This window comes from Rhizobiaceae bacterium, from assembly GCA_023953835.1.
GTDB lineage: Bacteria > Pseudomonadota > Alphaproteobacteria > Rhizobiales > Rhizobiaceae > Mesorhizobium_G.
In genome coordinates, this window is sequence record JAMLJB010000002.1 from 46,993 (window position 1) to 73,734 (window position 26,742).

The 26,742-nt window shown below is 60.0% G+C and carries 23 protein-coding genes; 7 read left to right on the forward strand and 16 right to left on the reverse strand.

All coding sequences use genetic code 11. From position 1 onward, the window contains the following. Window positions 1–33: 33 nt before the first annotated feature. Window positions 34–1,386, reverse strand: a complete 1,353-nt coding sequence (locus tag M9924_18055; GenBank protein ID MCO5066300.1) for an extracellular solute-binding protein — start codon at window positions 1,384–1,386, stop codon at window positions 34–36. A gap of 335 nt (window positions 1,387–1,721) precedes the next feature. Between M9924_18055 and M9924_18060 the strand changes: the two genes are divergently transcribed. Both M9924_18060 and M9924_18065 read left to right on the forward strand, forming a co-directional pair. Further along, window positions 1,722–3,137, forward strand: a complete 1,416-nt coding sequence (locus tag M9924_18060; GenBank protein MCO5066301.1) for an aminotransferase — start codon at window positions 1,722–1,724, stop codon at window positions 3,135–3,137. Window positions 3,138–3,194: 57 nt separating this feature from the next. Further along, on the forward strand, window positions 3,195–4,631 hold the full coding sequence (locus M9924_18065) for an NAD-dependent succinate-semialdehyde dehydrogenase (GenBank protein ID MCO5066302.1): 1,437 nt from the start codon (window positions 3,195–3,197) through the stop codon (window positions 4,629–4,631). Window positions 4,632–4,681: 50 nt separating this feature from the next. Here the strand turns inward: M9924_18065 and M9924_18070 are convergent, their stop codons facing one another. From M9924_18070 to M9924_18080, 3 genes are all read right to left on the reverse strand, one after another. Further along, window positions 4,682–5,404 carry a GntR family transcriptional regulator gene (locus tag M9924_18070; protein ID MCO5066303.1) on the reverse strand — a complete coding sequence of 241 codons (723 nt, stop codon included), beginning with the start codon at window positions 5,402–5,404 and terminating at the stop codon, window positions 4,682–4,684. A 188-nt stretch (window positions 5,405–5,592) separates the two neighbouring features. Then, window positions 5,593–6,360: an SDR family oxidoreductase gene (locus M9924_18075; GenBank protein ID MCO5066304.1), complete on the reverse strand. Its 768-nt coding sequence runs from the start codon at window positions 6,358–6,360 to the stop codon at window positions 5,593–5,595. Between the two features lie 42 nt (window positions 6,361–6,402). Next, complete coding sequence (locus M9924_18080; protein MCO5066305.1) at window positions 6,403–7,167, reverse strand: SDR family oxidoreductase; 765 nt, start codon at window positions 7,165–7,167, stop codon at window positions 6,403–6,405. 285 nt (window positions 7,168–7,452) lie between these two features. Between M9924_18080 and M9924_18085 the strand changes: the two genes are divergently transcribed. The 3 genes from M9924_18085 to M9924_18095 are packed head-to-tail and all read left to right on the forward strand — an operon-like array spanning window position 7,453 to window position 11,609. Continuing rightward, a complete protein-coding gene (locus tag M9924_18085; GenBank protein ID MCO5066306.1) occupies window positions 7,453–9,144 on the forward strand; it encodes an FAD-dependent oxidoreductase in 1,692 nt (563 codons plus the stop codon). Continuing rightward, window positions 9,141–10,322 carry an FAD-binding oxidoreductase gene (locus M9924_18090; protein ID MCO5066307.1) on the forward strand — a complete coding sequence of 394 codons (1,182 nt, stop codon included), beginning with the start codon at window positions 9,141–9,143 and terminating at the stop codon, window positions 10,320–10,322. Before M9924_18085 ends, M9924_18090 begins: the two co-directional genes overlap by 4 nt. A gap of 3 nt (window positions 10,323–10,325) precedes the next feature. Then, a complete protein-coding gene (locus M9924_18095; protein MCO5066308.1) occupies window positions 10,326–11,609 on the forward strand; it encodes an alpha-hydroxy-acid oxidizing protein in 1,284 nt (427 codons plus the stop codon). Here the strand turns inward: M9924_18095 and M9924_18100 are convergent. The 7 genes from M9924_18100 to M9924_18130 form a co-directional block, all read right to left on the reverse strand. Further along, window positions 11,606–12,883, reverse strand: coding sequence for a TRAP transporter large permease (locus tag M9924_18100; GenBank protein MCO5066309.1), 1,278 nt, complete (start codon window positions 12,881–12,883; stop codon window positions 11,606–11,608). The genes M9924_18095 and M9924_18100 overlap by 4 nt on opposite strands. After that, window positions 12,880–13,374: a TRAP transporter small permease gene (locus M9924_18105; protein ID MCO5066310.1), complete on the reverse strand. Its 495-nt coding sequence runs from the start codon at window positions 13,372–13,374 to the stop codon at window positions 12,880–12,882. The genes M9924_18100 and M9924_18105 overlap by 4 nt, the downstream gene beginning before the upstream one ends. A 26-nt stretch (window positions 13,375–13,400) precedes the next feature. Next, window positions 13,401–14,378 carry a TRAP transporter substrate-binding protein gene (locus M9924_18110; GenBank protein ID MCO5066311.1) on the reverse strand — a complete coding sequence of 326 codons (978 nt, stop codon included), beginning with the start codon at window positions 14,376–14,378 and terminating at the stop codon, window positions 13,401–13,403. A 388-nt stretch (window positions 14,379–14,766) separates the two neighbouring features. Continuing rightward, a complete protein-coding gene (locus M9924_18115; protein MCO5066312.1) occupies window positions 14,767–15,621 on the reverse strand; it encodes a MaoC family dehydratase N-terminal domain-containing protein in 855 nt (284 codons plus the stop codon). Beyond that, complete coding sequence (locus tag M9924_18120; GenBank protein MCO5066313.1) at window positions 15,618–16,733, reverse strand: CoA transferase; 1,116 nt, start codon at window positions 16,731–16,733, stop codon at window positions 15,618–15,620. Before M9924_18120 ends, M9924_18115 begins: the two co-directional genes overlap by 4 nt. Window positions 16,734–16,743: 10 nt before the next feature. Then, window positions 16,744–17,916 (reverse strand): acyl-CoA/acyl-ACP dehydrogenase, encoded by a 1,173-nt coding sequence (locus M9924_18125; protein ID MCO5066314.1) that lies wholly within the window; start codon window positions 17,914–17,916, stop codon window positions 16,744–16,746. Between the two features lie 48 nt (window positions 17,917–17,964). Further along, window positions 17,965–19,368, reverse strand: a complete 1,404-nt coding sequence (locus M9924_18130) for an MmgE/PrpD family protein (protein ID MCO5066315.1) — start codon at window positions 19,366–19,368, stop codon at window positions 17,965–17,967. A 106-nt stretch (window positions 19,369–19,474) separates the two neighbouring features. Between M9924_18130 and M9924_18135 the strand changes: the two genes are divergently transcribed. Next, the gene (locus M9924_18135; GenBank protein ID MCO5066316.1) at window positions 19,475–20,401 is read left to right on the forward strand and encodes a LysR family transcriptional regulator; all 927 of its coding nucleotides are present in this window, start codon (window positions 19,475–19,477) and stop codon (window positions 20,399–20,401) included. Window positions 20,402–20,907: 506 nt separating this feature from the next. Next, window positions 20,908–21,699, forward strand: a complete 792-nt coding sequence (locus tag M9924_18140; GenBank protein ID MCO5066317.1) for a GntR family transcriptional regulator — start codon at window positions 20,908–20,910, stop codon at window positions 21,697–21,699. Between the two features lie 32 nt (window positions 21,700–21,731). On the opposite strand, the gene M9924_18145 is transcribed toward M9924_18140, so the two are convergent. From M9924_18145 to M9924_18165, 5 genes are read right to left on the reverse strand one after another with little or no spacing between them, the layout of a single operon-like run. Continuing rightward, on the reverse strand, window positions 21,732–22,691 hold the full coding sequence (locus M9924_18145) for an SMP-30/gluconolactonase/LRE family protein (GenBank protein MCO5066318.1): 960 nt from the start codon (window positions 22,689–22,691) through the stop codon (window positions 21,732–21,734). A 45-nt stretch (window positions 22,692–22,736) separates the two neighbouring features. Then, complete coding sequence (locus M9924_18150) at window positions 22,737–23,516, reverse strand: citryl-CoA lyase (protein ID MCO5066319.1); 780 nt, start codon at window positions 23,514–23,516, stop codon at window positions 22,737–22,739. Between the two features lie 15 nt (window positions 23,517–23,531). After that, a complete protein-coding gene (locus tag M9924_18155) occupies window positions 23,532–24,590 on the reverse strand; it encodes an amidohydrolase family protein (GenBank protein MCO5066320.1) in 1,059 nt (352 codons plus the stop codon). Continuing rightward, window positions 24,587–25,144, reverse strand: a complete 558-nt coding sequence (locus M9924_18160; GenBank protein ID MCO5066321.1) for a carboxymuconolactone decarboxylase family protein — start codon at window positions 25,142–25,144, stop codon at window positions 24,587–24,589. The genes M9924_18155 and M9924_18160 overlap by 4 nt, the downstream gene beginning before the upstream one ends. 27 nt (window positions 25,145–25,171) lie before the next feature. Then, on the reverse strand, window positions 25,172–26,713 hold the full coding sequence (locus M9924_18165) for an AMP-binding protein (protein ID MCO5066322.1): 1,542 nt from the start codon (window positions 26,711–26,713) through the stop codon (window positions 25,172–25,174). Window positions 26,714–26,742: the final 29 nt, after the last annotated feature.

Genomic DNA, 26,742 nt, shown 5'->3' on the forward strand with positions numbered 1-26,742 from the left:
TCAGATCCGTCGCAAGTCACCGGGAGATGATCGTCAGGACTTCATGATGGCTTCGAGTTTCTTGGCAGTGTCGCCGATCACGACCTTCTTGTCTTCTCCGTTCAGCGCCACGCGCTGCACCATCTCCGAAAGAACCTCACTGGAAATGATGTCGACGGATTTGGTGTTCGGCTTATGCTCAGGGCTTTCAAAGCCCATATTGTAGCCCTTTGCCGCGTTGACCGTCATCTGCTCCACCTCGGCAGGATACCGCTTGATGATATCGTTCGACGTGTAAGCCGGGTTCTGGGCTATGGGCTCGAGCACAGGCAGGATGTGGCCGGGAGCCGCAAGCAGCTGCTTGATGTATCCTTCCGGCTCGAACAGGTAGGCGGCAAACTGCTTTGCCATTTCGAGATTCTTGGTGCCTTTCGGAATGAAAACGCTCGGGAAATCGTTGAGCGTTTTCTTCGGCACGTCCGCCGATATGGTCGGGTACTGAACGCAGGTGATCTTGTCGGCTATGTCGGGGTTCTGTGCGTTGACATTGGCCAGCACGCGGCCCGCATAGTACCCGGTCGCCGTCGCACCGCTGACAAAAGCGGTGATCATTTCACCCCAGCTGTAGCCGGTCGCGCCCGGGGGGCACAATTCGCGCATCGACGCGTAGAACTCGAGCGCATTCGCGGTTGCGTCGCTGTCGATCGCAACTTCGAGGTCGGGCGTGAAAAGCTGCCCGCCCGCGCCATGGATAAGGGTGGTGACGACAAAGGCCGTGGCGCTGTTTCTGGCAAATGGCAGCGGCGCGCCATAGATTCCGCCGCCCTGCATCTTCTTCGCGGCTTCACGCAATTCATCCCAGGTGTCCGGAATTTTGGCTATGGAAGCTTTTTCCATGAGATCCTTGCGGACCCAGAGGTTGTCCGACGCGGTATTGCCGATGCCGGTTCCCGTGAAGTGCCCATCGGCCGCTTCATACGTCTTGTTGGCGCCCGGGAAGAACTTCTCCGGTCCGATCGCCTTGATCACATCGTCAAACGGCTCGACAAGCCCCTGCGCGTAGTAGCTGGCGACAGAGAAGGAAGGAATATGGGTCACGAGGTCCGGAACCTGTCCGCTGGCAAAGGCCGCGGCCATCTGGGCCGGGTAAGCCTCGTCGGACGTCGGCTCGAACAGAACCTTGACACCGGGATGGGCTGCTTCAAATCCCGCGATCTGCAACTTGTAGGCCTCAAGCTGAGCCGGCGAGGATTGCGGCGACCACCAACGCAGCGTCGCTTCCTGCGCGCTGGCGTGTCGGCCAAAAGTCATTGTCGATAGTGCGGCAGCTGCGCCTCCTGCCGCAATGCCCTGAAGCGCGCCACGGCGCGTTATCGGAAAGATGGTCTTTATTTTTGACTTCTGCATTGTCCTGTCCCTTCTGGTTAGGTCGAAACTATAGGCAATCCAATTTGTCTGACTGTCGGCGCCCGTGCAGTCTCCCACCGCACGCAGGCGAGCGTCATGCAGCAACTTTCTCCTCGACTGGTATCACCTCCGCACCGCAACTGAAGATACCGCCAGAGCCTCGGTCTGGGTCCGATCCTTCAGGCGTTGGCATCGCTATCCCAAAAGAATAACGACAAATCCATCCTAGTCGATTGTCGGACGATCGTGCAAGCGCTATTGTGACATTTGAGAGTACGAATCTTCAGCGACCGCCACTCGCTGCAATCAATGGATGCACGTCAGGAGAAGACCGAATGTCAGCACTTCCGGGTTCAAATCTGTCGCTGGAGGAACTGGACCGGCAAACGCTGATGCATCCCTGCACCTCGATCATGCTGCATGAGCAGACGGGTCCGATCATCTATTCAGACGCGTCCGGGGTCACCGTCAGGGGAGAGCACGGTCGCGAAATGATCGATTTCGGAGCCGGATTGTGGTGCGTCAATGTCGGGTATGGCCGCGAGCAGCTTGCGAACGCCGCAGCGCAAGCCATGCGGGATCTCAGCTATTTTCACCTGTTCGGATCGGCGTCGCACGAATCGGCAATCCATCTTGCCGACCAGTTGCTTTCACTTTTTCACGAAACCACCGGGGCGGGACATCTGACCAGGGCATTCTTCGGAACGTCGGGGTCGGACGCGAACGACACCGCATACAAGCTGGTCCGCTATTACAACAACCTGCTTGGCCGCGAGAAGAAGAAGAAATTCATATCCCGGATCGGCGCCTATCACGGTGTCACCTATGCCGCTGCCGGGCTTACGGGAATACCGCTCTATCATACGGCATTCGACCTGCCGCAAGACGGGGTGATCCACGCCGACTGTCCCCACTACTACCGCTTCAGCCGGCCGGGAGAGGACGAGGCCGCCTTTACGAACCGGCTGATCTCCAATCTCAAGGACATCATTTCGCGGGAAGGCGCCGATACGATTGCTGCCTTCATTGCCGAACCGGTCATGGGAACCGGCGGTGTCGTGCTTCCTCCCAAGGGCTATCTCAAGGCCGTTCAGGACATCCTGCGCGAGAATGACATCCTGTTCATTGTCGACGAAGTCATCACAGGATTTGGCCGGCTCGGCTCGTGGTTCGGTACCGGCCACTACGATCTGCAACCGGACATCGTGAGCCTCGCCAAGGGCGTGACCAGCGCTTATTTTCCGCTCTCGGCCAATCTGATTTCAGAGCGCGTCTGGGAGGTGTTCAGCGCGTCTTCCGCCAAGACGGGGCCTGTCATGCACGGCTTCACCTATTCGGGCCACCCGGTCGGCTGCGCGGTCGCGTTGGCCAATATCAGTCTTTTGAAGAGCGAAAGGCTGGTCGAGAACTCGGCGAAGATGGGTAGGCATTTCCACGCCCGTCTGACGGAGCGGCTGTCCGACAACCCCTATGTCGGAGACATTCGTGGTGAAGGATTGATGTTGGCCGTCGAGTTCGTGGCCGACAAGGCGACACGTCGCTTCTTCAGTGCGGGGACTTATCCCCACCGTGTCGTCGCGCGCAAGGCAATGGACGAAAATTTGCTCGTGCGACCATTGCCGTTCATTGACGTCACGTCCTTCTCGCCGCCATTGTCAATCACGAGCGAAGAGATCGACGAAGGCGTGGAACGGTATGCGCGCGGCCTGGAGGCCGCCATGCCGACGCTGCGCGAACTCGCAAATCAATAGTCCGGCATCCCTTGAAAGCCGGCGGCCCTTGGTCATGAAAATGGAAGCCTTACAGCAATGACGTATCAAGACACTTTACTCCACATTGGCGGTCGTTGGAGCGAGGGAAGCGGAGGCGGCAGGATCCCCGTTCTCAATCCCGCGACAGAGGAAACAATCGGATGGGTGGCAAAGGCCGAAAAAGCCGATCTTGAACAGGCCGTTGCAGCAGCCGTGAAAGGGTTTCAGGTCTGGCGCCGTGTATCGGCCTTCGAAAGAAGCAAGGTCATGCGCAAGGCCGCGGACATCATTCGGGAACGGACCGAGGACATCGCGCGGGCGATGACCACCGAGCAGGGCAAGCCTCTGGCCCAGGCCAGACTCGAAACCCTGACCGCCGCAGACATGACGGAATGGTTTGCGGAGGAGGGCCGGCGCGTTTACGGACGCGTCATTCCGGCGCGGGCAGAAGGCATCTATCAGTTGTCGCTTCGAGAGCCGGTGGGGCCGGTAGCGGCATTTACCCCGTGGAACTTTCCCATAAGCCAGATCATCAAGAAGCTCGCCGCCGCATTGGCGGGCGGTTGCTCGATCATCATCAAGGCGGCCGAAGAGACGCCAGCAAGCGCTGCGGCACTGGTTCAGGCGTTCCTCGATGCCGGCATGCCGGACGGTGTGATCAACCTTGTCTTCGGAGCGCCCGCGGAAATTTCGGAGTACCTGATCACGCATCCCGACATCCGGAAAGTGTCATTCACCGGATCGACTGCGATTGGCAAGCAACTGGCGTCGCTTGCGGGCCTGCACATGAAGCGGGTCACGATGGAACTGGGCGGCCACGCGCCCGCGATCGTGTTCGACGACGCGGACGTCGACAAGGCGGTGACCGTGCTTCTGGCCGCGAAATATCGCAACGCCGGTCAGGTTTGTATCGCGCCGACACGATTCATCGTTCAGGAAAACGTCTACGATCAGTTCGTTTCCACCTTTGTCGACAAGGCGGAGAAACTGAAGGTCGGCAATGGCATGGATGAATCAACCGAGATGGGACCGCTTGCCCACGACCGACGGGTTGCAGCCATGGAGAGCCTGATCCAGGACGCGATAGCCAAAGGCGCGAAAGTCAGGACGGGCGGAGAGCGCTCCGGCAACAAGGGGTATTTTTTCAAGCCCACCGTCATCACCGACGCTTCGGTTGAAACAACGGCGATGAACCTCGAGCCTTTCGGGCCGATTGCGCTCATGTCGCGCTTCGACGGTCTGGAGGACGCCATTGGTGAAGCCAACAGACTTCCCTACGGTCTGGCTGCCTATGCCTTTACGCGATCCGCGAAAACGTCGATCGACATTGCCAACGGGGTGGAGTCCGGGATGATCAGCATCAACCAGAACGGCCTTGCGCTGCCGGAAACGCCTTTTGCCGGCATCAAGGACTCAGGGTATGGCGCGGAAGGCGGCAGCGAGGGCATCGAAGCCTATGTGAATACGCGCTTCGTCTCGCAGTCAGGTGCGTAAGGAGGTTCGTTTCCGAAGCTCCTTGGGGGGCGGAACGCGGCAATTCGCGATCACGCCCCGTGAAGGCGGAATGGGCCCGTTTCGAGCGACCTTTTCACCGCGATAAGCCCAAGCTCAAGATGTCGGTCGATCTCGGCCAGCATTTCGTCAAGGCTGTCGCCAATCGCAACCGCATAATAGCGTTCCGCTTCTTCCACAAAGTCCAGGCCGCGCACGGAAGCCTGGCTCATCACGAAGCTGAGGTGAATCTTCTGCGACAGTTGTTCCCAGACTTCGAGCAGCACGGTGTTGTTGGAAAACTCGTAGGGATAGCTGTGGAACCGTATCTCCGCCTTGATGGCCTCCACGTTGTCACCGGTTCGGATCGCCTTGACCAGCGTCTTGCAGCGATCGCCGAACTCCTTGCGGAACTGGGCATCACGACTCGACCAAAGCTGGGTGAATGCGTGACGTTCTATGGCCCCGCGGACAGAGAAGACCTCGCTCATCGTTCGATCGTCGAGGCTGACGACAAAGGCTCCGGCATAAGGCCTGTTCACAAGCAGGCCCTGATCGATCAATTCCCAGATCGCCTCGCGGATTGACCCCCGGCTCACACCGAAGCGACTGGAAAGCTTCGCTTCGACAAGTTGCGTCCCCGGAGCAAGCTGGCCGCTCAGGATGAAATTGCGCAAGGTTTCGGCGACCTGGGCGCGCCGCGTCATCGGGAGCACGACGTCGAACTTGGGCAGAGGGTCGGGCTCTTCGTTTTCTTTTTCCTGGGTATAGCTCATAAACGTTGCTTTCCAGTCGCTATCGGTCTGCTTCGGCGTCTTGGTCGCGGAGACGCCGAAAGTCCGGACTCAAATTGCAAGGGATCTGTGGCCATATCTCACATTCGGCAGCGCACGCCAAGACCTTCGGACTGCGCAGATGCCTGATAAATTCCAATGATAACACCTGATTGACCGCGCATTTCCCTCTATCGAATGTAACTCGCACCATTGAAGTCAAGTGTTGCTCCCGACAGATATCTCGCCTTGCCGGAAGCGAGAAAGACGACCAGATCGCCCAGCTCCTGCGGCTCTGCCCATTCGCCCATCGCCAATCCCTGGAATATCTTTTCCTTGCCGCCCTGGCTTTTCAAGAAAACTTCCGACATCTGGGTATGAACCAGCCCCGGTGCGATAGTGTAGGCAAAGATGTTCTCCCGCGCACAACTGTGCGCAATACTTTGCGTGAGCGATTTGACTGCGGCTTTCGACGCGCCATATGCGAGGGCTCCCGGATTGTGGGATCCGCGCTGTGCCGCCCAGCTCGACATGGAGACGATGATCCCCCCGCCATTTCCGCGAAAATGACGCACGGCATCGCGAAGCAGCCTGGCCGAAGCCAGAACATTGACCTGCAGGGTTTCGTTCCAAACCTCATCCCAGGTTTCGTCATCGGCGTCCACGCTTCCATTCTCAAGCATGATCGCGGCGTTGTTGACGAAGACGTCGACCTTGCCCTTCCAGTCGACCGACTGCCGCCACAAATCCTTCGCGGCCGACAGATCGTGAAGATCCGCCCTGACCAGCAATTTGCGTTCATCGGGAATGTCCCTGCCGGTTTCCACGGCCCCCGCTTCATCCGATGAATAGTGGATGATCACCGAACCGCCCGCGGCGCCCAGTCCCCGAGCGATTGCCGCGCCAATCCCCTTCGACGCTCCGGATACCAGTATAACCTTGCCCTTCAGGTCTTCCATATCGGTCTCTATGTCTGCACTCGGTTGGATTGACGAACTTCGCTACCCGACGTTCAGTCCTGTATCGACGGGCAGCAACAGCCCGGTTATTCCGCTCGACAGGTCCGAAGCGAGGAACAGCGCTGCCTTTCCGATTTCGCTTTCCGTCGCGATGCGGTTCAGCGGCGACTGCGCGGCGAGTTCCTGCAGGGCCTGCTCTTCGGTCCTGCCCGCCTGCTCTGCCCTGAAGCGAAGACGCTCCTTCATTGCGGTCGTGGCAACCGGTCCGGGCGCCAGGGCATTCACGCGAATATTGTACCGGCCAAGATCGAGCGCCGCGCACTGGACGATCCCCATCACCGAATGCTTGGATGACGTATAGGCGAGCTGTCGTCCGTGAGGCTCCAGAATGTTGATCGAAGCGGTGGCTATGATCGATCCTCCGTCCTTCATCATCGCAGGAACGGCATGCTTGATCGTGGCGGCAACCCCGCGCGAATTCACTGCGAAAACCCTGTCCCACTCTTCGAAGTCGAGGCCGTCCGTCTCGCGCCAGGGAGGAACGATTCCCGCATTGGCAACGACCACGTCGAGGCGGCCGAATGAACTCACCGAGTGCTGGACCGCAGCCGAAATCTCGCTCTCATTCGTTACATCCGCCACGCGCCCCGAAAAAGAAGACGGGAGCGACACTCCATCGAGCGCAGCACTCGTATCCAGTACGATCCCGCGCGCGCCATGTTGTGCAAACGTGTCAACGATTGCGCGACCGATTCCACGCGCGCCGCCAGTGACCAAGGCGACGTGATCTGCCAGAAGTGCAAGCACTTTGTGTCCCTTTCCAAAGTCATGAACTCATAAAAGCGATTGAAATGGTGTGAGGCCATCGAGAACCGCGCAGCAGAAAATATCGCTGCAATATGCTAATGCCACATGATTGCCAGATTGCCAACTGTCTGACAATCGACTATCGTGATTTACAGTATCTGGTTGGTGTTCCGAAAGCTCCCCAAAGCGTTGACAGGAACCCGAATAACCGGCTTTGGCGGGCTGCGGGAGGATAAGATCAGATGGTTGAAATGGGTCTAAATTCCGAGGCTCAAGGCGGTTGACGTGAGCGATCGTGTTCCGTTTACCTTCGATGGTGTATCGCTTGAAGGGCGTTACGGCGAGAGCCTGGCGGCCGCGTTGATGGGCGCCGGATATACGGATTTCCGACAAACCCGGACGGGCCATGCCAGAAGCATCTTCTGCGGCATGGGCGTTTGCCAGGATTGCCTCGTCAATGTCGACGGCAAGCCGAACCAGCGCGCCTGCATGACCAAGCTGGAGAAGTCCGTCAGCGTGGAAAGCGAGATATTCGGACGCCCCCTGCCCGCGGTAGCCGAAGGTCAGCCGTTCAAGCTTATCGACGATGTGCCGGAGGAATCTCCCGAAGTACTGGTGATCGGCGCGGGACCCGGAGGCCTTTCCGCGGCCATCGCCGCGCGCCGCTCCGGCGCACGCGTCGTGGTTGCCGATGAGCGCCCGGCACCCGGCGGTCAATATTTCAAGCAGGTGCTGGTCGATGGGCGCGATGTCGCGCCTCCCGACAGGCAGCATCTCGAAGGCCGGCGGCTGATCGAGACCGCCCTGAAACTGGGCGTCGAGATCCGCAACAATATGGATGTGTGGGGCGCCTTTGGACCGAACGATCTCGTTGCGACGGAAGCGGGATTTATCCGCCGCTTCAGCCCGCAGCGGCTGGTCGTCGCCACCGGCGCCTACGAACGGGGAGTGCCGGTGCCCGGCTGGACGCTGCCCGGCGTCATGACGACCGGCGCGGCGCAAACGCTCTGGCGCAGCTATCGACGCCTGCCGGGTGCGCGAATCCTGATTGCCGGAAACGGTCCGTTGAACATGCAGGTCGCCAGCGAGTTGAAAGACGGCGGGGCGGAGATCGCCGGCGTTGTCGAGCTTGCAGAGATGCCGCTGCTGAAATCGATTTCGGCCTTGTCGCGGATGGCTGCCGCTGCTCCGCGCCTCGTAAGAGACGGCCTCCGCTATCGGTCCCGGCTTTCGGACGTACCCATTGTCTATGGTTCCGCCATCACCCGGATAGCGCCTTCGGAAAACGGCTTGACCGTGCAGGTCTCCAGCTATCCCGACGCAGGAAAGACCGGAACACGGACGTTTGAGGTCGACACTGTCTGCCTTGGGTACGGGTTCCAGCCATCCAATGAAATCCTGCGGGCGCTCGGTTGCGAACATGTCTTCGACTCGCAGCGCGGACAGTTCGTGGCCGTGCTCGACGACAAGTGCAGGACGAGCGTCGAGAATGTCTACAGCCTCGGCGATTGCACCGGGCTCGGCGGCGCGCGGGTAGCTCTGAGCAATGGCCGGATCGCCGGCTGGGCCGTTGCCGAAGATCTCGGCCACGCCCCTCCCCCATCGAATGAACTGGATCAAGAGAGGCGCAACCTTTCCAGACATCAGCGCTTCCAGGCTGCTCTGTGGGAGCTTTATGCCGCGCCACGCCCGAAAATCGACCTTGCTTCCCCGGACACCATCGTGTGCCGCTGCGAGGAAGTGACGGTTAGCCAGATTCAGGACGTTCTCAAATCGGAAAACCCTTCGATCGGGGATTTGAAGCGCGCGACGCGCGCGGGAATGGGCTCCTGCCAGGGACGCTATTGCGGCCCGATACTGTCCGAACTGGTTGCGGCAAGCAAAGGGCAACCCCCCGACGACTCCGTTCGTTTCGCGCCGCGAATGCCGGTCAAGCCTGTCTGCATCGCGGATATCGCACGGATAGCAAAGCCATGACCGGGCCGACCGGAACGGAACCGACCGTTGCCCATCCGGATTTGCCGGAGATTGGCATCCTCATCATTGGCGGCGGCATCGTCGGCTCGTGCCTGGCGGGTTTCCTCGCAAAAGAGGGTCTGGATGTCGCAGTCGTCGATTCAGGCTGGGCAGGCGGCACGACGGCAAATGCGGGCAGCCTGCATGTCCAGATGCAAAGCATTTTCCTGCAACGGTTTCCCCACCTCGTGCACCGGCTCGAGGCGTCACTTGGCCTCTACAAGAGCGCGGCGGCTTACTGGTCCGATTTTCAGAAGGAACTCGGCGCCGATTGCGAGGTCAAGGTCAATGGCGGCCTGATGATTGCCGAGAACCAGGAGCAGCTCGACTTCCTTGCGAAGAAGGCGAAGCGCGAAGCCGAGCTTGGCCTTGAAGTCGACGTTCTCGACCGCGCAAGTCTGGACCGCATCGCGCCTTATCTCGGTCCGGCGGTCATAGGAGCGGAACTGTGCGCGCATGAGGGAAAAGTCAATCCGCTGCTTGCCAACAAGGCCATCCGCGCATGGGGAAAGACCCATGGGGCCGTCCGCCTTGCCGAAGAGCGCGTCCTCCAGCTGACAGCCGACAAGGCCGGGTTTCGAGCGACCACCGCGCGCGGGCAGATCAAGGCGGGCAAGGTGGTGCTGGCGGCAGGCTATGAGAGCATGGCGCTGGCCGCCCAGCTGGGCGTTCACGTACCAACCCGCGCCGACCCGCTGCACATGAATATCACCGAAGGAACGGCGCCGTTCATCACGCATCTGGTTCAGCACGCCAACCGCCCGATCACGCTGAAACAGCTCGGCAGCGGGCAGGCCGTCATCGGCGGCGGATGGCCGGCAGAGCTTGGCGCACCGGGCAGGATTCCGGTCGTGAAACTGTCCAGCATGGTGGGGAACCTGTCGCTCGCGCAGCACATCATTCCGCAGCTGTCGCCCCTGCGTGTCATACGCACCTGGGCAGGCATCAATACGGGTGTCGACGGATGCGGCGTCATCGGCGCGGCTCCGTCGGTTTCCGGGCTGTATTTCGCTATTCCGGGCGATGCCGGCTACACACTCGGCCCGCTGACCGCGCGGCTGGCGGCGGATTGCATACAGGGTCGCGCACCCGGCGAGGACATTTCGTCATGTGATCCGGATCGTTTCACGGCGATATAGCTGATGCAGGCCAAGTCGTCCCACACCGAAACGGGTCCCGCGGCAAAGCCGCAGTTGCGAGGTTGGGGCGCCGGTGCGCTCGACAGCGAAGCCGCGCGTTTGAAGCGCCGGTATCCAACGATTGCAGATCTCGAAAAGAAGGCTGCGCGCCGAATTCCGCGCTTTGCCTTCGACTATGTCGACAGCGGCGTCGGCGACGACAAGGCGCTCATCCGCAACAGAGCGGCCATGGATGCAATCGAAATCGTGCCGCGCTACGGCATCGACATGAAAGCGGTTTCGACCGATGTGACGCTTTTCGGTCGATCCTATTCGATGCCGGTTGGCGTCTCGCCCCTCGGCATGACCGGCCTTATCTGGCCGCTTGCCGATGCGATGATTGCGCGTGCCGCCCAAAAGGCGCGCATACCTTACGTTCTTTCGACCGTTTCCAACGTTCCGATGGAGACCATCGCCCGGATCGCGCCGGATGTGTTCTGGTTTCAACTCTATGCAGTCCCTCACGATGACTTCAAGGTTTCGATAGACCTTGCGCGGCGCGCCGAAGCGCTTGGCGCGCACGCACTTGTGCTGACACTCGATACGCCTGCTCGCCAGAAGCGCGTGCGTGATGTGCGCAACGGGCTTGTGGTGCCCTTCAGGCCGAGCATGAGAACGGTTATCGACGTTGCGAAGGCGCCGTTGTGGGCTCTGGCCACCTTGCGCCAAGGACAGCCGAAATTCGCCAACTTCGCTCCATATCTCGAAGCCGGCGCCAGTGCGGCCGATAGCGCCAGATATGTCTACGAAAAGATGGCCGGCGCAATCACCTGGGAACTCGTTGCGCGGATGCGCGATATCTGGAAGGGACCCTTGATCGTCAAGGGGGTGCAGCATCCCGACGATGTCGAACAAGCCGCCGGCATCGGACTGAATGGCGTCATATTGTCGAACCATGGCGGACGTCAGTTCGACGCGGCGCCGGCGGCCATAGACGTGCTGCCGGCCATAAAGGCGCGAACCGGAAAGAAGCTGACCATAATGGCGGACGGCTCCGCGCGATCGGGACTCGACGTCTTGCGATATCTCGCCCTTGGCGCCGACTTCACCTTTGCCGGGCGGGCATTCCTGCTCGGCGCAGCGGCGATTGGCGAGAAGGGTCCTCACCATGTCGCGACCATGTTTCAGGAGGAGTTGCGCGGCGTGCTGGCGCAAAGCGGCGCAACGAACCCCGCAGGAGCAACCACGCTGACGGTCCGCCATCCCGGCGCTCTTTCATTCCCGCCATCGCGGCGCAAAGCGCTCTAGAAACCGCTCAGCCGCGGGAGAAACAACACCGTTTCAGGAAAGTAGGTGACGATCAGCAGAACGACCGTCATCATGGCCCACATTGAGTACACGTGGCGCGTCACAGCCGAGATCGGGCGCCCCGCCACCATCGCCGATACGAAAAGCGTTCCGCCAAAGGGCGGCGTGATCATGGCGATCACGCTGTTGAACACGAAAACCACGGCAACATGGACCGGGTTCAGCCCGTATGACTGCGCGACTTCGATGAATATCGGGCTGAGGAGAAGGATCATGGCGAAACTCTCCATCGGCATGCCGAAGATCATCAGGAAGATGTTCATCAGGAGCAGGAATACCCACGGACGATCGATGTTGCCCACAAACCAGGATGCGACAAGTTCGGGAACGCCCTCGGTGGCCATCAGCCAGTTGAAAATCATCGCGCCGCCCACGAGAAACATGATCCCCGAGGAGATTGCGCCGGCCCTCAAAACGATGCCGGGTATTTGATTGAGCTTCAGTTCTCCATACACGAAATAGCCGACGAGCCCTGTATAGAAGACCGCCACCGCCGCGGCTTCCGTCGGCGTGAAAAGGCCGGAGAAGATACCGCCGCTGATGACCACGCCGAGGCCGAGCGCAGGCAATGCGTTCACGAAAGTCCTGCCGACTTCCTGAATGCTGAAACTCTGGGTTGCCGCATAGTTCGGACCTCCCTTCCTGGCATGCCGCCATGCGAGCCAGAGAAGTCCGGGAACGAGCAGGAGACCGGGAAAGACACCTCCCAGAAAGAGTGCCGAAACAGACAGGTTGTTTGTCACGGCGATCAACACCAGCATCGTGCTTGGCGGAAGGATCTGGGCGAGCGTGCCGGCCGTCGCGATGAGCGCTGCAGAGAAGTCGATATTGTATTTTCGACGCTTCATTTCCGGCAGAAGGGCCGCAGACACGGCAGCCGTATCGGCGCTTCCCGACCCCGACATTGCGGCAAGGGCCGTTGCGGCAAGAACGGCCACCATCATCAGGCTGCCCGTAACCCAACCGACAAGGGCCATTGCGAAATCGATGATGCGGCGGGCCAGCCCGCCCGCCTCCATCAGCATTCCCGTCAGGAGAAAAAAGGAGATGGCCATCAATGTGTAATTGTTCAGGCCCGCGAAGAACCTGTGCGCGATGACGACCAGGGGAAGGTCCGATTGAATCACCGCGCCGAGGGCGGCGAGTCCAAACACGAAAGCGACCGGCACTCCGATAAGGATGAAGAAGAAGAAACCAACGCCGAGGACGATCACGACAGTTCCTCTTCATTGCCGGGAAATGGGTCGTTCCACTTTTCGAAGACCTGAAGAACGATCTCAAGGCACAACAGGGTCATGCCAATCGGAAGGGCAATGAAGATGGGCCACATCGGCATCTGGAGGACCGGCGATGTCTGGCGAAATCCGCCTTCGGTCAGAATGACGCCGCCGTAAAAGAGAACCCCTACGAGCAGGATTCCCAAAATGGCGATGACGACGCTCATGGCGCGGGCAAGGCGGAGTCCGAGGTGCCGTGTGAAGGTATCGAGTGCGAACATCGAGCCATGTCGCAATGCGACGCTGGCGCCGATTGTCGTGAGCCATATCTGCGCAAACGTCGCCGTTTCGACGGAATGACTGATTGTTATGTTGAGGTATCGGCCGACGACCTCAAGCATCACCGACACGACCATGAAGGCGAATATCAAAACGACAGCGTAGTCCGTCAGGCGCCGCACCCACGAGACGACCGACTTGAGGGGCATCCGATGATCGTTTGAGGCCATGAGCTTCAGTTCGATACGATGAGACCGAGCAGCTCTTTTTCCGTGTCAGTCTTCAAGAACTCGTCGTAGACCTTTTTCGAGGCTTCGCGGAAGGGCGCGGCATCGAGCGTGGTCACAGTAACACCCGCTTCCTTCAACTTGCCAAGCATCTCCTCATCGCTCTTGCGATAGCGAACGAAATGTTCGCTGCCGGTCTCGCGCCCGATCTTGCTCAACAATGCCTTCTGCTCATCCGGCAGGGCCTGGTACGTGTCTTCGCGCATGATGATGCAGTTCGAGTAGAACAACCAGTTGACCAGCGCCCAATAGGGAGCAACCTCGTAAAATTTCTCGGTGTAATAGTTGGTATTGGCGGCGTCGCCGCCATCGACCACTCCGGTTTGCAGCGACGAATAAACCTCGGTGTAGGCAATTGCCGTCGCATTGGCGCCGAAGGCGTTGAACGTTGCCACATGAACCGGGTTCTGGACGGTGCGAATCTTGCGGCCGCGCAGCCCTTCGAATGAATTGAGCGGCTCACGGGTCATGATCTGGCGCGAGCCCGAGGTGAGCATTCCAAGCACCCGAATGTTCTTCTCGGCCGCCTTTTCGGTTATCCTGTCAAGCAACTCGCCCTGCGCAACCTTTGTGTAGTGGTCCCAGTCACGGAAAGCGAACGGCATATTCAGGACGTTCATTTCCGGAACCCAGTTGGCCAGCGTCGCGGCGCTCGGCACGGAAATATCGATGGTTCCGAGCAGCACGCCCTCGATCGCATCCACCTCGCCGCCAAGCTGCGCCGATGGGAAGATCTCGATCTCATATTCGCCGTTCGTAGCTGTCTTGACTTTCTCGGCAAACGACAGGGCCGTCTGGTGATTGGGATCGCTTGTCGGCGAAAAGTGCGCGAAGCGATATTTTGTTGCGGCCATTGCCGAGCCGCTATTGTGGCTCGAAGCCAGCGCCAGCACGGAGGCGCCAATCAGCACTTGACGTCTATTCACCGGTCAACTCCCCCTTTTCGTGAGGCGCAGGCTTGCAAACTGTTATGAGATGGCAATGCGCTCGTCGCCTCATTACGTTTCCAATGCAACTTTCACCGAATTGAAAAACTGTGTCAACCTGATTGTCGATTGTCCTACATTCTGATTTGCACAGATTTGAAATTCGTCAACGCCATACGGCAGATACGCGAGTCGCAACGAAGCACGAATGAGGTCATTGCTCCTCGGACGGGGCAGCCGGCTAATTGGGAAAACGAGGCATGGCAGGGGCAGAGGTGAACTTCCGCGCGACGCCCCACTTCTGACGCCGGCCCGATGGCGCACAAGGCAGGCGTGCGCCTGCGCGATTTCGGCCAGCCTACGATTTCGTCCTAGTTCCGTCTCACCCCTAGACGACGAATTCAGCTCGTCCGTCCATGGTTATCAATCCATGTTGGTCGCCGCACCACAAATCGAACCCATTGCTCTCGCGGACCGCATTGATCGTGAACGATGCACCGTCAAACAGCGGTGAGACCCCGCGATAGGAGAAGCTCGCTGGCAAACGCCCTCCGGCCGCGCGACTGGCGAGATTGAGAAGCAGCGTTGCCTGAAGCGGCCCATGGACCACCAGCCCCGGATAGCCTTCGACGTCGCGAGCATAGTCGCGGTCGTAGTGGATTCGATGGCCGTTGAAGGTAATGGCCGAATATCGAAACAAAAGAGTCGTTGTGGCCTCGACTGTCTCGGTCAGATCAGCAGGCGACGAGGCCGGTGCCGATCCGGCGGAATAAGGCGTGGAAGCGCCTGGAACGACATCGCGATAGACGATGTCCTGGCGCTCGCTGATTGCGAGCCCGGCGTCGGTTGAGACCTCGTGTGCCACGGTCAGGAACACCAGCGATCCGCTCCGCCCGGACTTTTCCGTCACGTCTGCAATCCGCGACTCGCGGGTCACCAATCCACCGACCGGCAATGGCGCATGGAATTTGATGGAACCGCCTGCCCACATCCGACGCGGTAGCGGGACTGGCGGCAGGAAACCTCCCCGGGCAGGATGTCCATCGGGACCGAGCATATCGGGCATTGCCGCAGGCTGCGACAGGCACCAGTGCACCCCCAACGGGGCCGCCGCACCGGTGTCGGCAAGTCCGTTGCCGAACGTCGCGCGGAACCGCTCCACGAGGCCGGGGGTGATGATATCCGACGAATGCTGTGAATTGCCGATCCAGCTCCTCAGATGAGCGATGTCGATGTTGTTCATGTCGCGTCTGAAAATTCCCGCCGAATCAAGGCCGTATGAGCACCGAGCGCCGGTACGGCCCCCCCTTTTATCGCGCGCCGGACGGGGGAGCCGACTCCGTGGAAGGAGCCCCCCGACGTCTCGATCTCGATCCGGCGCAACGCCGGATGGGTTGATAGGTCCGCGACGGTCGATACGTTTGACCACGCAAGCGCGTGCGCTTCCAGCGCGGCGATTGCTTCGGCGCGTGTCATCGAGAGCAGGATGTCTGCAATAAGCGTTCCGAGCGCCTCGCGATTCTGTACGCGGGACGGGTTGTCCAGGAAACGTGGATCATCGAAGAGATCCGGTCGCTTCAGCACCCCATCGCAAAGACGCTTCCATTCGCCGGGATTTTGAATGACGATCACGATATGGCCGTCGCTGCAGGCGAAGCTGCCATAGGGATAAATGGAAGCATGCGCGAGGCCGGTGCGAGGCGTGGTCTTTCCTGCATAGTCGAGATGCAGCAAAGGCACACTCATGAAATCGGCCATCGCATCGAACATCGCGATCTCTATCGAGGCCCCCTTGCCGGTCCGCGTTCGCTCGATGAGAGCTTCGAGAATCGCCGCATGGGCATTCATGCCGGTGGCGACATCAGCCATCGAAACCCCGACCTTTACCGGCGTGTCCGGTGTGCCCGTGACCGCGCAAATGCCGCTTTCCGCCTGAACGAGCATGTCGTAGGCGCGCATGTCGCGGTAGGCACTGTCCTGGGGATAGCCGACAATGTCGACGGCGATGAGCCTGGGATAGCGCTCGATGAGATCGGCCGAGCCAAGCCCCAGACGAACGGTCGCTCCCGGCGCAAGGTTCTGCACGAAGATGTCGGCCTTTGCGATCATCCGCTCCAGCAGCTGGCGATCGGCATCGTCCTTGATGTCGAGGACAGCGCTTTCCTTGCCGCGATTTAGCCAGGCAAAATACGCGCTTGTACCATGCACGGCCTTGTCATAATGGCGCGCGGTCTCACCCTCGGCACGTTCGATCTTGATCACCCGCGCTCCGGCGTCGGCAAGCCGCAATGTGCAGGTCGGCGCCGCCACTGCCTGCTCGATCGATACGACAAGTATGCCTTCCAGCGGAAGCATGGCGGCCACCTCAGTAGGAACGTGGCATGCCAAGCACATGCTCGGCGACGTAGGAAAGGATCAGATTGGTGGAGATCGGCGCAACCTGGTAGAGACGCGTCTCCCTGAATTTGCGTTCCACGTCATATTCCTCAGCGAAGCCAAAGCCGCCATGCGTTTGCACGCAAGCCTCGGCTGCGGCCCACGAGGCTTCGGCGGCCAGCATCTTGGCCATATTGGCCTGTTCGCCGCAATCTTGTCCGCTCTCGAACAAATGAGCGGCCTGATGCACCAGGAGTTCGGCTGCCCGCATCTGCGCGTAGGCGCGCGCGATGGGAAACTGCACACCCTGATTCTGACCTATGGGCCGTCCGAAGACCTTTCGCTCGCTGGCATATGCCGAAGCCTTTTCGATAAACCATTTGGCATCGCCGATGCATTCCGACGCGATCAATATTCGCTCGGCATTCATGCCTGAGAGGATATAGCGAAAGCCCTTCCCTTCCTCACCGATGAGATTCTCGGCCGGAACCCGCACATTGTCGAAGAATACCTCAGTCGTGGAATGGTTCATCATCGCGCGGATGGGCTTGATGCTCATTCCCCCCTTTAGGGCTTCTCGCATGTCGACGATGAAAACTGATATCCCTTCCGTCCGCTTGGCCACCTGTTCGCCGGGCGTAGTGCGGGCGAGCAGCAACATCAGGTCGGAATGCTCGGCGCGCGAAGTCCACACCTTCTGGCCGTTGACGATGTAGTGATCGCCCTCGCGCCGCGCGAAGGTCTTGATCGCGCTCGTATCCGTACCGCTGGTGGGTTCGGTGACGCCGAAGGCCTGAAGCCGCAACTCGCCGCTTGCGACAGCAGGCAGATATTTCGACTTTTGCGCCTCGCTGCCGTGTCGCAGAAGCGCGCCCATCATGTACATCTGGGCGTGGCAAGCGCCGCCATTCCCACCGGATCGCTGGATTTCCTCCAGTATGGCCGCCGCCGCCGACAGAGACAGGCCGGAGCCGCCATATTCTTCCGGGATAAGAACCGAAAGATAGCCGGCATCCGAGAGAGCTTTGACAAACTCACTTGGATAGGCGCTCTCGCGGTCGAGCTTGCGCCAGTACTGGCCGGGAAACGCCTCGCACAGCTTGCGAACGCTCTGCCTGATCTGGGCAATCTCCTCGCCCTGATCGATGTCTCTTATCGTCATGCGTTTCCTGGTCCTGCCTGCAGCTTAACGGGGCGCGTGGACGACCGGTCAACGGCCATTCCCCGTGATGAGAGAGCCTACGTGATTTGCCGCGGAGAGCTGCCAAAGTCTCGGCAGCAGTGCGTCCAATTCGGCGGGAGCCGCTGCGGAACTGAATTCCGCCAGCCCCCTTACCTTCGCCTCAATTTCGGGCCTCGAAAGCGTATTTCCGGGGTCGCCCTTCGGTTCGTCGACGCGAACGTCGATGGTGCGTCCATCGGTCGTGCGCAACCGCGCCTTGCCGATCCAGCGCGCGGGATAGGCGCCGTCCACCTCGGGATCGAGGACCATCTGGACGCGATCGCTGAACTGCACGACTTCGGGCCTGGCGAATCCTTCCTCGAACTCCATCATGCCCGCCTTTCCGTAATTGGCGATGAGACCCAGCGTCGTCCCCATCGAGAACTTCGCCTGGTGCACCGAAGCCGGTGCGACGACCGGTCCGAGCACGTCGATTGCGCCCTGGTGAACGAGCGCCGTCACAGTGGCAATGTCGCTTGCCCGCAGATGGCTTTCCTGCATTGCCTTCAGGAGCGCATCAGCCGCAGGGTGCGTGTGCCTGCAGGATGCATGAAACTTGAAGGACGTCTCCGCAAGCACCCAGCGCGTCCCGAGACCGTCGACCAGCTTTGCCGGATCGGCGTCGGTCGACATGCCTTTTCCCATGCCCTGGGTCCCTTCGAGGACATGGCGGGCACCTTTGAAGCCGTCCTTTGCCAGATAGGCCGCCATCAGGCCATTGCTGGCGGCCTTGGCAGTGTGGAGCGGCTTGGAGTCTGCGCCGTCGCGCAGGAATGCCCATAGTCCGGCGGCCTGTGTTCCTGCCGAACCGAACGCATCGAGCATCTGCGCGGGGGACAGGCCGAGAAGGCGGCCGACCGCCGCCGCCGCGGCCAGCGTGCCGGCGGTGCCGGTCGTGTGAAAGATCTTGTAATGTGATCGTCCGAGAAATTCGCCAACACGGATTCCGACTTCGTAGCCGGCCGTGGAGGCGGCGAGAAAATCCTTCCCGGATGCACCGATCTGCTGCGCGACGGCAAGGGCGGCGGGAAAGACCACTGCCGCGGGATGAAACACTGAACCGTTGTGCACGTCATCCTGTTCGGCGAAGTGCGACGCCGCGCCATTGACCATGGCGGCGAACAATGGGCTCGTCCCGCGACGATCAATCAGGATTTCACACGGGCCGTCGCCTGGTCCCATCGCCCGAGCGAATGCGGCGATCGCCTCGACCGGGCGTGCGCCCTTTCCGGCGAGCGCCGACCCAACCCAATCCACGAACAGATCCTCTGCGCGCGCTACGACGTCCGGTGGAATGGACTCGAACGTCAGCTCCGACGCGAAACGAGCAAGCTTCGCGCTCGGGAAATCCGACGCATCATTCGCTTCGACCACCGCTTTGCCCTCCTTCACGCACAGGATATTCCAACTCTCGAGAGAGCACGTAGCGCGGTGTCCGGCAATTCGTTATTGGAAAACCGTGCTTTCAGCTTGCTTGAACGCGCTTTGGGAGTTCTCGATGGCCAGCCTGCGTTACGATCTCATTGACCTGCGGCTCTTCATAAACATAGCGGAAGCCTGCAACCTGACGCGCGGCGCCGACCGCGCAGGACTGTCGGTGGGTGCGGCCTCGATGCGGATGAAAAACCTTGAGGAAGAACTCGGCACGCCTCTGCTTATGCGCCATAGCCAGGGCGTATCATTGACGCCGGCAGGCGAGGCGCTGCTTTCGCATGCGCGCCGGGTGTTTCAGGATCTCGAACGGCTGCATGGCGATATGCAGACCTTCTCGCGTGGACTGAAGGGACAGGTTCGCATCTTCGCCAACACGACTGCGATCACGGAGATCCTGCCCGCGGCTTTGGGCAGCTTCCTCGCCGCGCACCCGCAGGTCGACATCGACATCGAGGAGCGGCTGAGTCCGGACATCGCCCGCGCCGTGACCGAAGGAAGCATCGACATCGGTATACTTGCCGGCAACACGCAGACCGATGGGCTGGAGGTCATTCCATATCAACAGGACCGGCTTGCGCTGGCGGTGCCATTGGGACATCGCCTTGCGCAGATACACAGCGTCGATTTTGCGGACATAGTGGGGGAGAATTTCGTTTCCTTGCAACGCGGCAGCGCGATCCATGGATTTATCGACAACATCGTCGACGGGATGGGGGTGAGCCTCCACATCAGGATCAAGGTCTCGGGCTTCGAATCCCTGTGCCGAATGGTCGAGGCCGGCGTCGGCGTGGGCATATTGCCGGAATCGGTCGCCGCACGCATGAAGGGCAGCCACAAGATAGCGATCCTGTCGCTGAGCAACAGCTGGGCCGTCCGTGAACTGAAGATCTGCATACAGAGCCGCGAAGACCTCCCGGCGTTCGCGCGTGATCTGGTCGACCATATCGTGAAGCACGCCGAAACTGAGCCTCCGGGCAAGGATGTGAATTGACACGTGAACCAGTACCGCGTCCGTCTGCGTGAAATTTCAGCCGATATGTCTCATCGTTTCACGGAAGTCGGAATCGGCGCGCGCATCGACGCCATAGTGCTGTGCCTGCCTACAAAGGAAGGCGTTGCACCTGCCCCAGCCCGAAACTTGGTTCGCTATTGGCATAGCAATCATGCATTCGGCCGCCCGGAATATCGCGCACCCGAACATCGTATATCGTGAAGCATCTCCCAAGATTACCGTGCGAACCGGCCTGATCTGGGATGGATCGAAGAACCTGAGCCCGACCGTGAGGACATTCGTCGATACCTGTCGGACCGCCGGCCATGCGGACAGCGTACATTAAGTAAGCATATGCCCTTACTTAACCAGCACGCATGCTCTACTCTCATTCCTCCTCGCCCGTAACGAGAGTAGCGAAATGCCTGCTCGTTTCAGGCGGCCGGGTTCGATCTGCGGGAATAGACATGCTCTGAGCGGTCGAACCAATTCGGGATGAGAACTTGATGCCATATGACGCCGAAGTAACAAACCGACACAGCATGGAGGAGATCCGCAATGCGAACAGCGCGATGCCCCTTTATGCCGCCGTCGAGAAGACACTTCTGGGCCGCATCGAGGCCGGCGTTTACTCCAAGGATGAGCTTATGCCGTCCGAACATGATCTCAGCCGGGAGCTGAATGTCAGCAGGCAAACGGTTCGGGAAGCGATCCGCAGACTGGCTGACGCCGGCCTCGTGTCGAGGCACCCGGGAATCGGAACCCGTATCAACGGCACGCGTCGAAAGGCGCGCTACACCTACCCTGTCGGTTCATTGGCGGACCTCGTCGAACATGTCCGGGAGGTCCCTCTCAAGGTGCACAGCGCGGACGTGATAGAGGCCCGAGGTGCGCTGGCTACGTTCCTCAAATGTCGCCAGGGGACCTCATGGCTCCATGTCAAGGGACAGCGTCACCATGTTGGCGAGAGCATGCCGCTCGCTGTCAGCGAGCTTTATATCCGCAACAGGTTCGCCAATCTGCGAGAGAAGCTCTGGGATCTGAAAGGACCCGTTCATATGCTGATCGAAACGGTGTATGGCGAGTTCATTGAGGAGATACAGCAAGAAATCCGCTCCGTGATCGCAACGGGCGAAATAGCTCGCACGCTTGGTATCGAGCCGGGTTCGGCAGCGCTGGAGATCCAGCGCCGGTTCCTCGGCAAAGCCGGTCGTATGGTGATCTATGGGTGTGCTACCTATCCCGCCAGCCGCTTTAGCTATACGGTGAATTTTCGCCGCGATGTCGAGATGTCATGAAGCGGTCGGAGTGGAACCGCTCACTCATTCCCCTATTGACCCAGGTGGTAGTAATTTAGCATCAGGCCAGGCGTTGGCCAGTCGAGCGAATAGAGACGTCCGGTGCCACCGCCCGTAACGAATGCGGTGCGCAAATTGGGCCCGCCAAAGCAGATATTGGACGTGAGCGCGTCGGGTATGGCCACATGAGAATTGCGCGACCCGTCCCCTGAAATAACGGTAATGCCGCCAGGGCCGAACAAAGTCCCGATGCAGGCGTTCTCCTCGCTATCAAGCGCCATGGAATCGAAACGCATAAAGTCGGAGCTGCCGCCGACGAAGCGGCCGCCATTGGGAGATGGAAATGCTTTTTGCGCGATCTGGCCCGGCCCGGTCAGGTCAAACACCCACAGCCGCGCGGTCAGAGCTTCAATGACATAGAGACGTTTTTCGTCGGCAGACAGGGCGATGCCGTTCGGCGAAGCGATGTGCCAGATCTTGCGTTCAATACTGAAACCGTCCGCCGTGGCATAGAAGACGGCCCCATTGCCGGTGTCGCGCCTTCCGGCCTTGCCGGGATCGGTGAACCAGAAGCCCCCGTGGCGATCGAACACCAAGTCGTTAGGGGCACCCAGTGGACCGTCGGCTGTGCGATCGTAAAGTCGGGTGGCGGTACCATTGCGCAGGTCGACGCGCTCGATGCTCCCGGATGTATAGCTTGCGGGCGTTCCTGTCGGAAATCGGCCGTAACCCTCGAAAGAGTTCCATTCGAGACCGCCATTGTTGCACACGTAGCACGCGCCGTCAGGGCCGATCGCAGCACCATTCGGACCGCCGCTGATCTCGCAGACCGTTTCCTTGCGGCCGTCGGGTAGAACACGAGTCAGCCGTTCGCCTTCGATTTCCACGACCAGGACAGAGCCGTCCGGCATGGCCACAGGACCTTCGGGAAAAGCAAGTCCTTCTGCCAGGACCCTAAGTCCTTCGAGCGCGTTTTCTCCTGTTTCATGCATCGCGATAGCATCCCGAGCGAGTAGAAATGTGGGTGACTGCGGCGGTCAATCCGAGGCAGGGCCGGTGTAGATGGTCTTGTCCTCCACCATCTTCCAGATATCTGTCGCGGCTGGCTGATTGAGCTCTTCCAGTATGTGTCCGACCAGTCCAATGGACCGTGCAACCACACCTATGCCGCGCACGGCACGCCAATCGATGCCGATATCGAGCGCCACCGATCCGATTGCCGCACTGCCATTCAGCGTGATGTGGCTGCCGCGATAGCGGCAGGCCTCGCTGTGGATGGCGCGCATCAGCCTTGCATAATCCGTCGGTGCTCCAATCTCTTCCTGAAGCGCGAACAAGCGTTCCGCGCGGGGATCCACCGGATGATGCGGATGGCCGAGACCCGGGATCCGGCGTTTTGTTCCCAGATAGCGCTCGACGATCACGCGGGCACGCTGTTCGTCGTCTCCTTCGATTTCCGCCGCTTCGATTTTCAGCAGGCGTGCGACATTGCTGGTCGTTCCGACGAACACGTCGCCGACACCAAGCAACCCGCTTGCCACAGCGCCCTGAAACGATTCAGGCGCGCCGAGCAGCGTCAGCCGGGCAGCGATTGTGCTTGGCATCATGCCATGCTCGGCAACGCTGACGATCATGGCATTGATCAGTGTCGATTGCTTTGGGTCGGGGCGGCGTCCCACGACGAGAAAATAGAAGAGCTGACCAGCATCCATCTTGCCCATCATATCGCGAGCGACATCAAGTCCGCGAACGGTGATCTTCTCTTCGTTAAGCGTCGCGATGTCGGTCGAAATATGTTCGCGAGCGGGGCTGTTCATGTCCTTCTCCTCAGCTTACCGCAGGGGCGTGGCCAGACGATAGGTTTGCTGTGCGGTTCCGCTGAAGAGCGCTCGCTTTTCCGCCTCGGATGCTCCGGCGGCCATGCGCTTGAACGCATTCCACAGCGTCGCGTAACCTGTGCCCATCTTTTCGACTGGAAAATTGCTTTCGAACATGCAGCGTTCGGCGCCAAAGAAATCGATGCAGCGGTCAATATAGGGGGCCCAGTGCCCGGCCAGAGCTTCGGAGGTCGGCGGAACGGGCATGCCAAGATAATCGAAGGCGGCGAGCCGGCTAAGCATGCCACCGAGCTTCACGACAATATTGGGATGCTGCGCCAGCTTCCGCATCGAGTCCGCCCACTGTGCCAACACTTCCTCGCACTTTCCTTCATAGGGACCATAGCCAAGGGGTCCACCGGTGTTGCCGACGATGATGGTGAGCGTGGGGATTGCGCGCGCCAGTTCAGCAAGTTGATCGAGTTGCGGATGAAAGAGCATCGCGTCAAAGGCGAGGTTCATATCCGCGAGGGTCTTCAGGCCATCCAGCACGTCCGGCCGCAGCAGCGTATCCGGTCCGGAGGCGGCGTGGCTGTTGCGGATGGCGTCGCTTGCGTCCCAGGCCGTGGCGTAGCGGATACCGCAGAACCTGCCGCGACCAGCCTCGATATGTGCGTCAAGGACGGACCGAACCCGTCCCCCAAGCGACAGGTCCGCAAAACCAACGATGCCGCGCGCAATCCCGAACCGGCCGGCATTTGCTGCATCGCTTGTCGCGGCCAGCTGTGCGACAAATTCTGTCTCGCCCACCGGCCGCAACCATTCCGGGCCGTTCTTGTAGTAGGCGGTCTGGCTTTCGACGAAGACGGTTCCAACTACATTGTGACCCGTCAGCAAGTCACTTTCCAGTTCCTCACCAAAATAGCGATTACCGGGCCGGTCCCAGAAATGATGGTGGGTGTCTATGATGGCGATATCTGGATCTAACACCGGTTCGACGGGCTGGCTATCGAGCCAGTCCAGGCGCGGCGGCAACGGGTGGCCGAAACTCTGGGTGTGGGCGGAGCCGTTCATTGCGCGGCGGCCCGCAGCGGGAACTGCGCCACCAGCGGTCCGTAGGTGTCCTCGAGATCGACCTCAAAGCATTTCAGAAACCGGGTTGCGCTGTTGTAGTGGCAAACGGTGACGACCAGATCGAGTAGCTGATCGTTCGGCAGATGCTCGGCCACTGCAGCATAAACCTCATCGTCCACCTTGCCTTCCAGGGTGAGCTGACGGGCGAGCCGCAACGCTGACCTTGTCAGTTCATCAAGCTGACTCGTGCGACCGCTCGTCTCGGCGATCATCGCATGGATGTCTTCATCCGAGACGCCGAACTGGTGGCCGATCTTTACATGGTGATAGAATTCATATGCGCAGTCGGCGACATATCCCACCTGCAGCGTGACCATTTCGCGCAATCGCGGATCAATCGTGGAGTCGTACCGGATATATCTGCCCAGCTTGCTGAACTCCCTCGCGCATTTCAAGTTATTGGCCAAGGCTTTGTAAATATTTATGTTTCGGGCCGAAATATCGGAATACTCCGCCGGAATATCCTCAGTTGCTACATAGGGAAGTCTTGCCATCTTCGTTCTCTCGTGAATTGCGGTTGCTCAGACCTGGCGGCTCCTGCCGGCCCAGAACTTTTCGCGGATGTCCTTCTTGAGCACCTTGCCAACCGTACTGCGTGGAAGCCATTCCCACACCTCGACGCTCTTCGGCGTCTTCACACCGCCGAGACGGTCGCGGCAGAAGGCAAGGACTTCGGCTTCGTTCCAGGACTTCCCGGGCTTCAACTCCACCACTCCCTTCACTGCCTCGCCCCATGTGTCATCCGGGATTCCGATTACCGCACAATCGCGGATGCTTTCGTGACTGAGCAGAACCCGCTCAACCTCGGCGGGCGAGATGTTAAAGCCACCGGAAATTATTACGTCCTTGAGCCGGTCCGTAATGTAGAAATAGCCCTGCTCGTCCCGGTATCCAGCATCGCCGGTATGCAGCCAGCCGTCCTTGAAGACCTCTGCAGTCGCTTCGGCGTTGCGGAAATAGCCCTTCATCACGAGGTCACTGCGAACCACGAGTTCGCCACGCTCATGGGGTGGCAATATCTCTCCGGATGATCCCATAATCTCGACACGCGCGAACGGTGTGGCCCGACCACAACTACCCAGCCGGCTATTACCGTCTTCGCCATGCTCGGCGGGCGTCAGGCATGTGCAGATGAAGGGCGCTTCCGCCTGGCCATAGAGCTGGGTCATCACCGGCCCGAATACACTGATAGCCTCCTGGATCTTGTGCGGCGCCATCGGAGCAGCGGAATAGATAAAATATTGCAGCGAGCCATAGTCAAAGCCACGAACCTGTTGGCTGGCCAGAAGACGATAAATTATGGTTGGTGGAAGAAAGAGCTGGGTAACACGATAGCGCTCGATCAGCGGCAGCACTGTCTCCGGTGCCGTCGAAGGTGCAATCACGTTGGTTCCGCCCTGGGCCAATGTCACGAAGGTCATCGTTCCGGCGGCGTGTGTTAACGGAGCCACGACGAGGTGAACCGGCGGCTCTATGACAGGAAGGCATGCGAACCAGTTGGCGAACACGGTGGCATACATGCGGTTCGTGTTGGGTACCGCCCGCGGCAGCGAGGTGGTGCCGCCGGTGCCACGGATCGCCACCACGTCTTCTGGATCGGTTATCACCACAAGCGGGTCAGCAGGTTGCTCCATCGCCCAGGCAAAGAGCCCGGGAACGTCGGCTACAGCGCGGTCGACCGACACCATGCCGAGCAGCGAACGCATCTTCGCGCGAAGCAACTCCGCATGAGGCGCAACCCCGCTATCGATAAACAGGAAGCGGCAATCGAGACCGGACAGAATCGCGGCGCTTTCCTCGATGCTGTTGCGTGCATTGACCGGAACCCAGATGGCGCCCGCCCGAAGAATGCCCAGGACAGCCACGAAGGTCAGCAAGTGGTTGCCGCTAAGCAACCCGACATGATCGCCTTGCTGGACACCAGCACTGCGCAGGCCGTTGGCGATGCGATACGCCAATTCGGAGACAGCTCTATAGGTCAGCGGCTCCTCGCCAGGGGCAACAAAGCAAGCGCGGTCCGGGCCGAGCATCAGACCGCGGTCGAACACATCGATCAATTGCATAGAGCGCGCCCTCGAAAGCACGCGGCATT